The following is a 13,488-nucleotide window of genomic DNA, read 5'->3' on the forward strand; positions in this document are numbered from 1 at the left end:
TTTAAACAAGCTTAAGTCTGACCCCGTAAAAAGGAGGATTCAACGTGCGCAGCGATGCAATGAAAAAGGGACTGGAAAAGGCGCCCCACCGCTCACTGTTCAAGGCGCTGGGGATGACGGACCAGGAACTGGAACGTCCCATGATCGGAGTAGTCAATTCTTTCAACGAAATAGTGCCAGGACACATGCACCTGCGGGAACTCACCGAAGCGGTCAAGGCCGGCGTCAGAATGAACGGCGGCACCCCCGTGGAATTTCCCGCCATCGCGGTGTGCGACGGTATTGCCATGAACCACGCCGGGATGAAATACTCCCTGGCCAGCCGGGAAATTATCGCCGATTCGGTGGAAGTAATGAGCATGGCTCACCCCTTCGACGGGCTGGTGCTGGTCACCGCCTGCGACAAGGTGGTGCCCGGCATGCTCATGGCCGCGGCCCGGCTTGACATCCCCGCCATCGTGGTCAGTGGCGGTCCCATGCTGGCCGGTCGGCACGGGGGGCGGGATCTGGCCCTGACCAACATTTTTGAAGCTGTTGGCGCGGTGCGGGCCGGCAAGATTACCGAAACCGAGCTGGCGGAAATCGAAGAGTCGGTCTGTCCCGGGTGCGGTTCCTGCGCGGGCATGTTCACTGCCAATTCCATGAACTGTCTTACCGAAGCCCTGGGGATGGCCCTGCCCGGCAACGGTACATTGCCGGCGGTATCGGCGGCGCGGCGGCGCCTGGCCAAGCTGACCGGTATGCGGGTCGTGGATCTGGTCAGGGAAAATGTCCGGCCTTCGGACATTATGACTGAGAAGGCTTTTACCAACGGACTCGCCCTGGACATGGCGCTGGGCTGTTCCACCAATACGGTGCTGCACCTGCCTGCCATTGCCCACGAGGCCGGGGTGGCCATCAATTTAGATCAAATCAACCGGATCAGCGAAAAGACACCCAACCTGTGCAAGTTGAGTCCCATAGGGCCGCATTTCATGCAGGACTTGAACGAAGCCGGCGGCGTATCCGCAGTTCTGCGAGAACTGGCCGACCACGGCCTGGTTGACGGCAGCGCCCTGACCGTAACCGGCAAGAGTTTGAGAGAAAATATAGCCGGCGCCGTTATCCACCGCGGCGACGTCATTCGCAGCGTGAAGGAACCATACAGTTCCAGCGGCGGTATCGCCGTGCTTTACGGCAACCTGGCCCCCGGCGGGGCGGTGGTGAAAAAAGCCGGGGTGGCGCCGGAAATGCTCAAACATCGCGGTCCGGCCCGGGTATATAATTCCGAGGAAGAGGCCGTGCAGGCCCTGATGAACCAGGAAATCCAAAAGGGTGACGTTATCGTTATCAGGTACGAAGGTCCCAAGGGCGGCCCGGGTATGCGGGAAATGCTCACCCCCACCGCCACGGTGGCGGGCCTGGGACTGGATAAGGATGTGGCCCTGATCACCGACGGGCGTTTCAGCGGCGCCACCCGGGGGGCGTCCATCGGTCACGTCACCCCGGAAGCCGCCGAGGGTGGCCCCATAGCCGTACTGCAAGATGGCGACGTCGTTGAAATAAACATACCCGAATGCCGGCTAAATGTTGAGTTAAGCGATGAAGAACTGTCCGCCCGGCTGGGCAAATGGGTGAAACCGGAACCCCGGGTGCAGAAAGGCTACCTGGCCCGTTACGCGCAAGCCGTTACTTCGGCCGGCACGGGGGCTGTTTTAAGGAAAGGGGACGGACCTTGGGGTGAGGACGGATAAGGCTTTGGCTCAATATAATAAAAACTGCAGCAGGGGCAAAGGTCCGTCCCCAACGTGTGGAAAGGGGACGGACCTTGGGGTGAGGAAAGATAAAGTTTTATCCCAATATAGCAACAACAGCATTAGGATCAAAGGTCCGTCCCCAACGTGTGAAAGGGGACGGACCTTGGGGTGAGGACGAGTAAGGCTATGTCGTTTCATAAATGCACAGGTGATAAAGATTTAACCGGAGGTGAAGGGGTATGAAAAAGACCGGGGCGGAAATCCTGGTACAAAGTCTCCTGGCCGAGGGGGTGGATACTATTTTCGGCTACCCGGGGGGAATGGTGCTGCCCATTTATGACGCTTTGTACGATGCTGATCTTCGGCATATACTGACCAGACACGAGCAGGGCGCCGCCCACGCCGCCGACGGTTATGCCCGGGCCTCCGGCAAACCCGGAGTCTGCCTGGCCACCTCGGGTCCGGGCGCCACCAACCTGGTCACCGGTATTGCCAACGCTTACATGGATTCCATACCCATGGTGGCCATTACCGGGCAGGTGGTAACTTCCCTGCTGGGGAAGGATTCATTCCAAGAAGCGGATATTACCGGAATAACTTTACCCATTACCAAACACAATTACCTGGTCAAAGATGTTCAGGATTTGGCTCAAACGCTGCGCGAGGCATTTTACATTGCCAGAACCGGCAGGCCCGGCCCCGTATTGATTGACATTCCCCGGGATGTATCCGGGGGTACGGCGGATTACGCGGACCCCGGGCCGGCGCGATTGCCCGGTTACAGCGTCAATACCAAACCAGATCCGGAACAAGTGGCCAGGGCCGTCAGGGCGATTGAAGAATCCGAGCGGCCCGTTATTTATGCCGGGGGCGGGGTAATTAACGGCGGGGCGCACGAAGAACTGCTGCGCCTGGCCGAGATACTGCTGGCACCGGTGGCCACCACCCTGATGGGGCTGGGCGGCTTTCCCGGCAACCACCCGTTGTCGGTGGGTATGCTGGGCATGCACGGCAGCAAGTACGCCAATTACGCCGTCAGTGAATGCGACCTGCTGATCGGGGTGGGCGTGCGTTTTGACGACCGGGTGACCAGTAAACTGGAGGCCTTTGCTCCCGGAGCCACAATTATTCACATTGACATAGACCCGGCGGAAATAGGGAAAAATGTGGGCGTGGACATTCCCGTGGTGGGCGACGTCCGCAACAGCCTGCAGAAAATAATTGAGTGCTTGCAGCCCAGGTTGGAGAGCCGGTGGCGGGATAAAATCCAGAACTGGAAAAAGGAATATCCCATTGAGTTTGTGGAAAACGGGCGGCTCAAGCCCCAGGAAGTAATTAAGGAAATGTACAATGTCACCCGGGGCGAAGTGCGGGTGGTTACCGACGTCGGCCAGCACCAGATGTGGGCCGCCCACTACTACACCTACCACCGGCCCCGCACTTTCATTACTTCCGGCGGCCTGGGCACCATGGGCTTCGGGTTCCCCGCCGCCCTGGGCGTACAGGTGGCTTGTCCGGATGAAACGGTGCTTTGTATTACCGGAGACGGCAGCTTCCAAATGAATTCCCAGGAACTGGCCACGGTGGTTCATTATAACCTGCCCGTAAAAATAGGCATCATCAATAACGGCTACTTGGGTATGGTCCGGCAGTGGCAGGAACTTTTTTATAACCGTCGCTATTCTTATGTGGAAATTACCGGGCCGGATTTTGTAAAGCTGGCTGAATCTTACGGCGCTGTAGGCATACGGGTCAGCAAAAAGTCGGAAGTCCGGGAAGCCATGGAGGAAGCTATGCGGGTACCCGGGCCGGTGGTCATTGATTTTCCGATTGAGCGGGAGGAGAACGTATTGCCTTTTGTTCCCCCCGGTGAACCCATCAACAAAATGCTGGGATAGGAGGGGTAAATATGCGGCATACCCTGGCGGTGCTGGTGGAAAACAACCCCGGCGTACTGGCCCGGGTGGCCGGCCTGTTCAGCCGGCGCGGGTTTAATATTGACAGTCTGGCGGTGGGGCGCACCGAGAACCCCGACGTTTCCCGCATGACCATAGTGGTGGAGGGTGATGCCCGGGTGCTGGAGCAGGTCACCAAGCAGTTGCACAAGCTGGTGGACGTGATCAAGATCAACGACATCACTGCCGATGAATATGTGGACCGTGAACTGGTCTTAATAAAGGTAAATGTCGGCCCCGCCCAGCGGGGTGAGGTGATGCAGATCGCCGATGTCTTCCGGGCCCGGATCGTGGACCTGGGCAGGAAGACCTTAACGCTGGAATGTACCGGCAATGACGGTAAAATAAACGCCTTTGAGGAATCCCTGCGCCCGTACGGCATCAAGGAGCTGGTTCGTACCGGCAAAATTGCCATGCTCAGGGGCTTCAAGTATACAGGATATCATGATAACGGAACCAAGGAGGATAATTAAAAATGGTCAAAGTTTTTTACGATCAAGATGCTGATTTGGCGGTATTAAAAGGGAAAAAGATTGCTGTTATGGGCTTTGGCAGCCAGGGTCATGCCCAATCCCAGAACCTGAAAGAAAGCGGCCTGGACGTAGTCGTGGGCCTGCGCAAGGACAGCGCCAGTTGGGCCAGGGCCGAGGCAGCCGGTCTGCAGGTGGCTACCGTGGCCGAGGCCGCCGGCCAGGCGGATATTATTCAAATTTTACTGCCTGACGAATACCAGGCCCGGGTCTACAAGGAAGAAATCGAACCCTACCTCACCGAGGGCAAAGCCCTGATGTTCAGCCACGGCTTCAACATTCACTTCGGCCAGATTGTGCCGCCGAATAACGTGGACGTTTTCCTGGTGGCTCCCAAGAGCCCGGGGCACCTGGTACGGCGGATGTACGTGGACGGCCAGGGCGTGCCGGGGCTGGTAGCCGTGCATCAAGATTACACCGGCCGGGCCCGGGACATCACCATGGCTTACGCCAAGGGCATCGGCTGCACCCGGGCGGGGGTATTTGAGACCACCTTCGCCGAAGAAACCGAAACCGACCTGTTCGGTGAACAGTGCGTACTTTGCGGCGGCGTCAGCGAATTGATCAAGGCCGGTTTTGAAACCCTGGTGGAGGCCGGTTACGCCCCGGAAATGGCCTATTTTGAGTGCCTGCACGAACTCAAGCTCATCGTCGACCTGATCAACGAGGGCGGCCTGACCTGGATGCGCCATTCCATCAGCAACACCGCGGAATACGGCGATTACATTACCGGCCCCCGCATCATCAATGAGGATACGCGGGAAGAAATGCGGGCCGTGCTGCAGGAAATCCAGGACGGTGTGTTCGCCAAGGAATGGATTCTGGAGAACCAGGCCAATCGCCCGGTTTACAACGCCATTAAAAAGCGCGAGCAGGAGCACCCCATTGAGCAGGTGGGCGCCGAGCTTCGCCAAATGATGCCCTGGTTGAAGAAGAAATAAAAAAGCATTGGTCCAATAAAGGATAGAGAATACTCTTATAGGGGGACTCGCCATGGAAATGACGGCTGCAGAAGCCCTGGTGAAGTGCCTGGAAAAAGAACAATTAGAAGTGATTTTCGGTTATCCCGGCGGGGCCACCCTTCCGGTGCACGACGCCCTGCACCATTCTTCCATCCGGCATATTTTGGTCCGGCATGAGCAGGGAGCGGTGCACGCGGCGGACGGCTACGCCCGGGCCACCGGGCGGGTGGGCGTGTGCTTGGCCACCTCCGGCCCCGGCGCCACCAACTTGATCACCGGGATCGCCAACGCCTATATGGATTCCGTACCCTTGGTTCTTTTCACCGGCCAGGTACCCACCAGTCAGGTGGGCACCGATGCCTTTCAGGAAGTGGATATTACCGGCATCACCATGCCGATAACCAAGCATAATTATCTGGTCAAGGATGCCGCCCAATTGCCCCGGATTATTAAAAACGCTTTCCATATCGCTTCCACGGGGCGTCCCGGGCCGGTACTGATCGACCTGCCCAAGGATGTGGCCCAGACCATGATCGAATTTAATTACCCCGAAACGGTGCAACTGCGTGGTTATAAGCCCACCTACCGGGGTCACGCGGGCAAAATCGCCGAGGCGGCCAGGTTGATTGCCCGGTCGTCAAGGCCGGTCATTTATGCCGGGGGCGGCATAATCAACAGCAGGGCAAGCAAGGAATTGCTGGCCCTGGCCGAGACCATCAACGCGCCCGTGACCAATACTTTTATGGGGCTGAGCAGTTTTCCCGGCGATCACCCGTTGTTCCTGGGGATGCTGGGATTGCACGGCACCCGCACCGCCAACCTGGCGGTGACCAACTGCGACCTGCTGATCGCCCTGGGTGCCCGTTTCGACGATCGGGTCACCGGTAAAATCGCCGAATTCGCGCCCCGCGCCGGGGTCATCCACGTGGACATCGACCCGGCCGAAATAGGCAAGAACGTGCAGGTGCACGTGCCTATCGTTGGCGACGTCAAGATGGTATTGCAGGAGCTGCTGCCCCGGCTGGAAAAAAGGAGCGACACCCGGTGGCTGGAGCAGATCGAGGCCTGGAAAAAAGAACACCCGTTGCGCTACGAAACCGGGGCCGAAGAACTGAAGCCCCAGTATGTTATAGAAAAATTATATGAAATCACCCGGGGCGACGCTTACGTAGCCACGGACGTGGGCCAGCACCAGATGTGGGTGGCCCAGTATTACCGTTTCAAACGCCCGGGGGGACTGATTTCCTCCGGCGGGCTGGGCACCATGGGTTTTGGCCTGCCCGCGGCCATGGGCGCGCAAATCGGATTGCCCGGTGAGCGGGTGGTACTGGTCACCGGTGACGGCAGCATTCAGATGACCATGCAGGAACTGGGCACCATTATGGAACAGGAACTGCCCATCAAGATCATTATTTTGAACAACCATGTGCTGGGCATGGTGCGCCAACTGCAAAAGGTATATTGCGAAGGCCGGTACATGGCTGTGGACTTCAAGTTTCACCCGGACTTTGAAACCCTGGCCCGGGCCTACAGGATCAAGGGATATACCCTGCGCAACAAGGAGGACGTGGATAACCTGCTGCCCGAAGCGCTGGAGTCGCCCGGAGCGGTGCTGGTTAATTGTCTGGTTAGCGCCGAGGAAAATGTTAACCCCATGGTTCTGGCCGGCAAGTCCATCAGCGAAGCCATTGATTGTTAATAGGTGGAGGGATTTTCTTGAGCAATCGCGTTTATATATTCGATACCACCCTGCGGGACGGCGAGCAGTCCCCCGGGGTGAGCCTGAATGCCAGTGAAAAGCTGGAAATTGCCAGGCAACTGGCCCGGCTGGGCGTGGATATTATTGAAGCCGGGTTTCCCATCACCTCCAACGGCGACTTTGAGGCGGTTAAAACCATTGCCCGGGAAGTACGGGGGGTTACCGTGGCAGGATTGGCCCGGACCAACTTCGCCGATATCGACCGGGCCTGGGAGGCGGTAAAGCATGCCGACCAGCCCCGTATCCACACATTTATCGCCACTTCGGACATTCATATGACGCACAAGCTGCGCATGAACAGGGACCAGGTGGTGGAAGCGGCCGTTGCCGGGGTCAAGCACGCCAAAAGCTATACATCCGACGTGGAATTTTCCGCCGAAGACGCCTCCCGCAGCGATCTGGATTTTCTCTGCCGGGTGGTGGAGGCGGCCATTGGTGCCGGGGCTACCACCATTAACATACCCGACACCGTTGGTTACGCCACTCCCGATGAATTTGCCGCGTTTATCCGCAGCATCATGAACCGGGTCAGCGGGATTGAAAAGGTAGTGCTCAGCGTGCACTGTCACGACGACCTGGGCCTGGCGGTGTCCAATTCCCTGGCGGCGGTGCTGGCCGGCGCCCGGCAGGTGGAAGGAGCCATCAACGGCATCGGCGAAAGGGCGGGCAACGCATCCATCGAAGAGGTGGTTATGGCCCTGTATACCAGGCGGGACCGTTACGGCCTGGAAACGGGAATCAGAACGGAAGAAATTTACCGGACCAGCAAGCTGGTCAGCAAGCTCACCGGCATGGATATTCAGCCCAACAAGGCCGTGGTGGGCAAAAACGCCTTCGCCCACGAGTCGGGCATCCACCAGGACGGCGTGCTGAAAGAACGCACCACCTACGAAATCATGAACCCGGCCATGGTGGGCATTTCCCACAGCAACCTGGTGCTGGGCAAGCACAGCGGGCGGCACGCTTTTCGCTCCCGGTTGGTGGAACTGGGCTTTGTGCTGAGTGAGGATGAACTGAACAAAGCCTTTGCCCGTTTCAAAGACCTGGCCGATCGCAAGAAGGAGATTACCGATCATGACCTGGAAGCCATCGTGGAAAACGAAATCCGCAAGGTGCCGGCCACTTACGACTTGTCTTACCTGCATACCAGCAGTGGCACCACGGTGGTGCCCACCGCCACGGTGGGGCTGCTGCGCGGGGAGGAACTGCTGGAAGAGGCGGCCTGCGGCAACGGCCCGGTGGATGCCATCTGTAAGGCCGTGGATAAAATTACCGGTTACAGCTGCCGGCTGGCCAGCTGGGGCATCAACGCCATTACCGCCGGCAAGGACGCCCTGGGCGAGGTCACCCTGCGCATAGCCGAAAACAACAAGGATAAACTCTACATGGGCCGGGGCATCAGCACCGACGTGCTGGAAGCCAGCGCCCGGGCCTACGTGAACGCTGTCAACAAGATGATTTACGAGAAGAAAAATATGAGGTGACAATAAAATGCCCATGACCATAACTGAAAAAATACTGGCTGCCCACGCCGGGGCGGACCGGGTGGAACCGGGGCAACTGATCAACGTCAAGGTGGACCTGGCGCTGGGCAACGACATAACCGCCCCGGTGGCCATCCGCGAATTTGCCAAAATAGGCGTGGAAACCGTTTGGGACCCTGAACGGGTGGTGCTGGTGCCCGACCACTTCGTGCCCAACAAGGACATCAAATCCGCGGAACAGGCCAATCAGTTGCGGGAATTTGCGCGTAAACACAATTTGGCCCATTACTACGAAGTAGGACGTATGGGTGTTGAACACTGCCTGTTGCCCGAACAGGGGCTGGTGGGCCCGGGCGACCTGGTCATCGGCGCCGACAGCCACACCTGCACGTACGGCGGCTTGGGCGCATTCTCCACCGGGGTGGGCAGCACCGATCTGGCGGCGGCCATGGCCCTGGGGGAAACCTGGCTCAAGGTGCCCGAAAGCATCAAATTTGTATTTAACGGCGACCTGCCCCGCTGGGTGGGGGGCAAGGACCTCATCCTGTACACCATCGGGCAGATCGGGGTGGACGGCGCCCTGTACATGGCCATGGAATTTACCGGGCCGGCAATTGAAAAACTAAGCATGGACGGGCGGTTGACCATGGCCAATATGGCTGTGGAAGCCGGGGCCAAAAACGGCATCGTGCCCCCGGACGAGATAACCCGCCGGTACGTGGAAGGGCGGGCCAAACGGCCTTACAAGTTCTACCGGAGCGACCCGGATGCCCGGTATGCCGCAGTCTATGAATTTGACGTGAGCAAGCTGGAACCCCAAGTGGCTTTTCCCCACCTGCCCGAAAACACGCGCCCGGTAAGCGAAGCCGGGGATGTTGCCATCGACCAGGTGGTTATCGGCTCCTGCACCAACGGTCGTATGCAGGACTTGCAGGAGGCCGCCGCGGTGCTAAAAGGGCATAAGGTTAACGACAATTTGCGTTTGCTGGTGATTCCCGGCACCCAGGAAATTTACCGGCAGGCGCTGCGGGAAGGTTTGATTGAACTGTTTATTGAGGCCGGCGCAGCGGTAAGCACGCCCACTTGCGGGCCCTGCCTGGGCGGGCACATGGGGATTCTGGCCAAGGGCGAGCGGGCCCTGGCCACCACCAACCGTAATTTTGTGGGCCGGATGGGTCATCCCGAAAGTGAAGTATACCTGTGCAATCCGGCGGTGGCCGCCGCTTCGGCGGTGCTGGGCCGTATTGCCGCGCCATGGGAGGTGGAATAATGCTTTTGCAAGGTAAAGCGTGGAAGTTTGGCGCCGATGTCGACACCGATGCCATTATCCCGGCCCGGTATTTGAACACTTCGGAACCGGAAGAGCTGGCCAAACACTGCATGGAGGACGCCGATCCGGCCTTTCCCGACAAGGTGCGGCCCGGCGACATCATCGTGGCCGGCAAAAATTTCGGCTGCGGCAGTTCCCGGGAGCACGCCCCCATCGCCATCAAGGCCGCCGGCGTCAGCTGTGTCATCGCCAGGTCCTTTGCCCGGATATTCTACCGCAATGCCTTTAATATCGGCCTGCCCATTTTTGAATCGCCGGAGGCCGCCGAGGCTATCGGCGAGGGCGACGAGGTGGCGGTGGATGTGCGGCAGGGAGTTATCAAAAACCTGACCAGGGGCGAGGAGTACCGGGCCACCCCTGTGCCGGAATTCATGCAGCAGATCATCACCGCCGGGGGTCTGATCAACTACGTGGCAGAAAGATTACGGACACCGGAAGCCGGAGGACCAACATAAGCAGATGCCCGGGATGTAAATTTCAACATTTCAACACCCGGCACCAAAGAGTTAAGGAGTGAACTCAGTTGTTTAAGATAACACTGTTACCAGGCGACGGAATAGGACCCGAAGTGACGGCCGGGGCCGTGCGGGTGCTGCAAGCGGTGCAGAAGTGCACCGGCGTGGAAATTACGATGCAGGAAGCCCTCTTCGGGGGTTGCGCTTACGATAAAACGGGCACGCCGCTGCCGGAAGAAACCCTGCGGTTGTGTCTGGAAGGGGATGCCGTGTTGCTGGGGGCGGTGGGCGGCCCCAGGTGGGATAACCTGCCGGTGCACCTGCGCCCGGAGCGGGGGGCGCTGCTGCCGCTGCGTAAAGAACTCGGCGTTTTTGCCAACTTGCGCCCCTCGCTAATATTCCCCTCCCTGGCTGATGCCAGCACTTTAAAAAGGGAAGTGGTGGACGGCCTGGATCTGATGGTGGTCCGCGAACTTACCGGCGGTATATATTTTGGTAAAAAGCAAAGGGAGGATCTGCCGGAAGGCGGCTACCGCGTGGTGGAAACCCTGGAATACACCACCGGAGAGATTGAGCGGGTGGCGCGGGTGGCCTTTGAACTGGCCCGCAAGCGGCGCTGCAAACTTACTTCCGTGGATAAGGCCAATGTGCTGGAAAGTTCCCGCCTGTGGCGGGAAGTGGTTTCCGGCCTGGCAGCAGAATACCCCGACGTGGAACTGAACCACATGCTGGTGGATAACTGCGCCATGCAATTGGTGCGCAACCCCAAGCAATTTGACGTGCTGCTTACAGAAAACATGTTCGGCGACATATTGAGCGACCAGGCTTCGCAGTTGACCGGCTCCATAGGCATGCTGCCCTCGGCCAGCCTGGGCGGCAAAGTGGGCCTGTTTGAACCCATTCACGGCTCCGCCCCCGACATTGCCGGCAAAGATATTGCCAACCCCATTGCTTCCATTTTGTCGGTGGCCATGATGCTGCGCTATTCCTTCAACCTGGAAGAAGAAGCAGCGCTGGTGGAGCGGGCTGTAAGCGCCGTGCTGGAAGAAGGCTATCGTACCACAGACATCATGCAGCCCGGCATGCGCCGGGTAAGCACCGGCGAGATGGCTGAACTTATTGCCGGGAAGATTCAATAGCCTTTCACCTAACTGCCGGGTACCCGTAATGGAATAATAAACAAACCGGGACCGCGGGTTACGGTAATGTGCTGTTTTTACGTTTAACCACCAAAGTTTGCCGGGGGAGATATAACTTGACGAAAGTAGAAATTTACGATACAACCTTGCGAGATGGAACCCAGGGCGAGGGTATTTCCTTTTCCGCCAAGGACAAGGTGAAAATAGCCCTCCGCCTTGATAAACTGGGCTTCCATTACATAGAGGGCGGCTGGCCGGGCTCCAACCCCAAGGACCTGCGATTTTTTGAGTTAATTAAAGAACACCGCCTGAAAAATGCCCGCATTTGCGCTTTTGGCAGCACCAGAAAACCCGGCATAGCCCCTTCGGAAGATGAAAACCTTATGCAGATTGTCCGTTCCGCCGCGCCGGTGGCCACAATTTTCGGAAAAACCTGGGATTTTCACGTGGAATACGCCCTGCTGGCCACCCTGGAAGAAAATCTTAAAATGATTAAAGAATCGGTAGCCTTCTTGAGGCATAACAATATGGAAGTTTTTTATGATGCTGAACATTTTTTTGACGGTTACAAGGCCAACCCGGAATATGCCATGGCCACTTTGCAGGCGGCCCGGGACGGAGGCGCCGCTCGCATTATCCTTTGCGATACCAATGGCGGCAGTTTGCCCGGTGAAATATTCGAAATGGTGTCGCAGGTCAGCCGGACCCTGGACGTGCCCCTGGGCATTCACTGCCATAACGACAGCGAACTGGCCGTGGCCAATACCATGGCGGCGGTGCAGGCCGGCGCAATCCAGGTGCAGGGCACCATCAACGGCTACGGGGAGCGCTGCGGCAACGCCAACCTGTGTTCCGTAATCCCCAACCTGGCTTTCAAATGCGGGGTGGCCAGCCTGCCGGAAGAAAGCCTGGCGGAGGTGACCGAGTTATCGCGTTTTGTCAGCGAGATGGCCAACATGCATCCCATGAACAATCAGCCTTACGTGGGGGGCAGCGCCTTTGCCCACAAGGGCGGCGTGCATGTGAGCGCCCTTTTGAAAAACCCCCGCACCTATGAGCATATTGAGCCCGAAAAGGTGGGGAACCGGCGCCGGGTGCTGGTATCTGAACTGAGTGGGTTGAGCAACCTGCTTTACAAATACCGGGAACTGGATCTGGGGCTGGGCCTTGAGAAAGAAGACAACCGCAAAGTGCTGGAAGAATTGAAGGAGCTGGAGAACCAGGGCTACCAGTTCGAGGGTGCCGAGGGGTCTTTCGAACTGCGCCTGCGTAAAGCATTCCACGGTTACAAGGAGCCGTTCTCCCTGGAAAACCTGAAAATATTGATCGAGATGCGGGACGGCACCGTTTATTCCGAAGCCATAATTAAAATGAACGTAAACGGTCAGGTGGTGCATACCGCCGCCGAAGGCAACGGCCCGGTTAACGCACTGGACAACGCGCTGCGCAAGGCCCTGGAAGACTTTTACCCGGATATTGCCGGCATGTACCTCACGGACTATAAAGTGCGGGTGCTGGACGAAAAGGACGGCACCGGCGCGGTGGTCAGGGTGCTGGTGGAAACCGGTGACGGTCACTGTTCCTGGGGTACGGTGGGGGTAAGTTCCAATATCATCCAGGCTAGCTGGGAGGCGTTGGTGGATAGCATAGCCTACGGGTTGCTGCGGCTGGAAACAAAGGACGAGGGGGACCCCAAGAAAATCACCGGCGTTTTTCGGGGCAAGTGCTGACTGATAAAAAACCCAAAAGGGGACAGGCATCCTTTTTCACAGAACGAAAAAGCAGTCTGCCCTAAAACGGTCAGTAAAAAAGATAACAGTGCTTTTGCCCCGGTCATCGTGCAAATATTATAAGAAATAAGGCGAAAATACCAAAATAAAAAGGCCTTCCCAGATGAATCCGGTAATGATCAATCATAGTTACATGTCAGATTGTTTGACCGGTGTAATCAATAACCACCAGGGCCTTATCCCCGGTCACAAAAACCTTATCCACCTCAAGCCTGCCGGTGAATCTGTTGTTGGCAAAGGTTTGCTGCCCCTTAAAGGGGCCGTCCAGTATTTCCACTTTACAAACCTGTTCGCCCTCGAATACAACAGCTTTTAAATGGGATTCCATTTTTATGGTCAGCTAAGGTA

The 13,488-nt window shown here is 57.7% G+C and carries 11 protein-coding genes; 10 read left to right on the top strand and 1 reads right to left on the bottom strand.

From position 1 onward, the window contains the following. Positions 1 to 44: 44 nt before the first annotated feature. The 10 genes from ilvD to cimA all read left to right on the top strand — a co-directional run bounded on the left by ilvD (position 45) and on the right by cimA (position 13,080). Positions 45 to 1,733 carry a dihydroxy-acid dehydratase gene (gene ilvD / locus BM299_RS08280; RefSeq protein ID WP_092483005.1) on the top strand — a complete coding sequence of 563 codons (1,689 nt, stop codon included), beginning with the start codon at positions 45 to 47 and terminating at the stop codon, positions 1,731 to 1,733. 242 nt (positions 1,734 to 1,975) lie between these two features. Continuing rightward, on the top strand, positions 1,976 to 3,634 hold the full coding sequence (gene ilvB / locus BM299_RS08285) for a biosynthetic-type acetolactate synthase large subunit (RefSeq protein WP_092483006.1): 1,659 nt from the start codon (positions 1,976 to 1,978) through the stop codon (positions 3,632 to 3,634). 11 nt (positions 3,635 to 3,645) lie between these two features. Then, a complete protein-coding gene (ilvN, locus tag BM299_RS08290; protein ID WP_092483007.1) occupies positions 3,646 to 4,164 on the top strand; it encodes an acetolactate synthase small subunit in 519 nt (172 codons plus the stop codon). A 2-nt stretch (positions 4,165 to 4,166) separates the two neighbouring features. Beyond that, positions 4,167 to 5,162 (top strand): ketol-acid reductoisomerase, encoded by a 996-nt coding sequence (gene ilvC / locus BM299_RS08295; RefSeq protein WP_092483008.1) that lies wholly within the window; start codon positions 4,167 to 4,169, stop codon positions 5,160 to 5,162. Between the two features lie 52 nt (positions 5,163 to 5,214). Continuing rightward, a complete protein-coding gene (gene ilvB, locus BM299_RS08300) occupies positions 5,215 to 6,882 on the top strand; it encodes a biosynthetic-type acetolactate synthase large subunit (RefSeq protein ID WP_092483009.1) in 1,668 nt (555 codons plus the stop codon). A 17-nt stretch (positions 6,883 to 6,899) separates the two neighbouring features. Next, positions 6,900 to 8,426 carry a 2-isopropylmalate synthase gene (locus BM299_RS08305; RefSeq protein ID WP_092483010.1) on the top strand — a complete coding sequence of 509 codons (1,527 nt, stop codon included), beginning with the start codon at positions 6,900 to 6,902 and terminating at the stop codon, positions 8,424 to 8,426. 7 nt (positions 8,427 to 8,433) lie between these two features. Next, positions 8,434 to 9,696, top strand: coding sequence for a 3-isopropylmalate dehydratase large subunit (gene leuC / locus BM299_RS08310; RefSeq protein WP_092483011.1), 1,263 nt, complete (start codon positions 8,434 to 8,436; stop codon positions 9,694 to 9,696). After that, the gene (gene leuD, locus BM299_RS08315; RefSeq protein WP_092483012.1) at positions 9,696 to 10,211 is read left to right on the top strand and encodes a 3-isopropylmalate dehydratase small subunit; all 516 of its coding nucleotides are present in this window, start codon (positions 9,696 to 9,698) and stop codon (positions 10,209 to 10,211) included. The genes leuC and leuD overlap by 1 nt, the downstream gene beginning before the upstream one ends. 68 nt (positions 10,212 to 10,279) lie before the next feature. Then, positions 10,280 to 11,350: a 3-isopropylmalate dehydrogenase gene (gene leuB / locus BM299_RS08320; protein ID WP_092483013.1), complete on the top strand. Its 1,071-nt coding sequence runs from the start codon at positions 10,280 to 10,282 to the stop codon at positions 11,348 to 11,350. 116 nt (positions 11,351 to 11,466) lie between these two features. Next, positions 11,467 to 13,080 (top strand): citramalate synthase, encoded by a 1,614-nt coding sequence (gene cimA, locus BM299_RS08325; protein WP_092483014.1) that lies wholly within the window; start codon positions 11,467 to 11,469, stop codon positions 13,078 to 13,080. Positions 13,081 to 13,276: 196 nt separating this feature from the next. On the opposite strand, the gene BM299_RS08330 is transcribed toward cimA, so the two are convergent. Further along, positions 13,277 to 13,468: a hypothetical protein gene (locus BM299_RS08330; RefSeq protein ID WP_092483015.1), complete on the bottom strand. Its 192-nt coding sequence runs from the start codon at positions 13,466 to 13,468 to the stop codon at positions 13,277 to 13,279. Between the last annotated feature and the right edge of the window lie 20 nt (positions 13,469 to 13,488).

Source organism: Desulfoscipio geothermicus DSM 3669 (genome assembly GCF_900115975.1).
GTDB classification, from domain to species: Bacteria; Bacillota; Desulfotomaculia; order Desulfotomaculales; family Desulfallaceae; genus Desulfoscipio; species Desulfoscipio geothermicus.

Excerpts from the sequence above, each read along its gene's own strand:
- ilvB (WP_092483006.1), top strand. The coding sequence starts at position 1,976 with ATGAAAAAGACCGGGGCGGAAATCCTGGTACAAAGTCTCCTGGCCGAG.
- ilvN (WP_092483007.1), top strand. The coding sequence starts at position 3,646 with ATGCGGCATACCCTGGCGGTGCTGGTGGAAAACAACCCCGGCGTACTG.
- ilvC (WP_092483008.1), top strand. The coding sequence starts at position 4,167 with ATGGTCAAAGTTTTTTACGATCAAGATGCTGATTTGGCGGTATTAAAA.
- ilvB (WP_092483009.1), top strand. The coding sequence starts at position 5,215 with ATGGAAATGACGGCTGCAGAAGCCCTGGTGAAGTGCCTGGAAAAAGAA.
- leuC (WP_092483011.1), top strand. The coding sequence starts at position 8,434 with ATGCCCATGACCATAACTGAAAAAATACTGGCTGCCCACGCCGGGGCG.
- leuD (WP_092483012.1), top strand. The coding sequence starts at position 9,696 with ATGCTTTTGCAAGGTAAAGCGTGGAAGTTTGGCGCCGATGTCGACACC.
- BM299_RS08330 (WP_092483015.1), bottom strand. The coding sequence starts at position 13,468 with ATGGAATCCCATTTAAAAGCTGTTGTATTCGAGGGCGAACAGGTTTGT.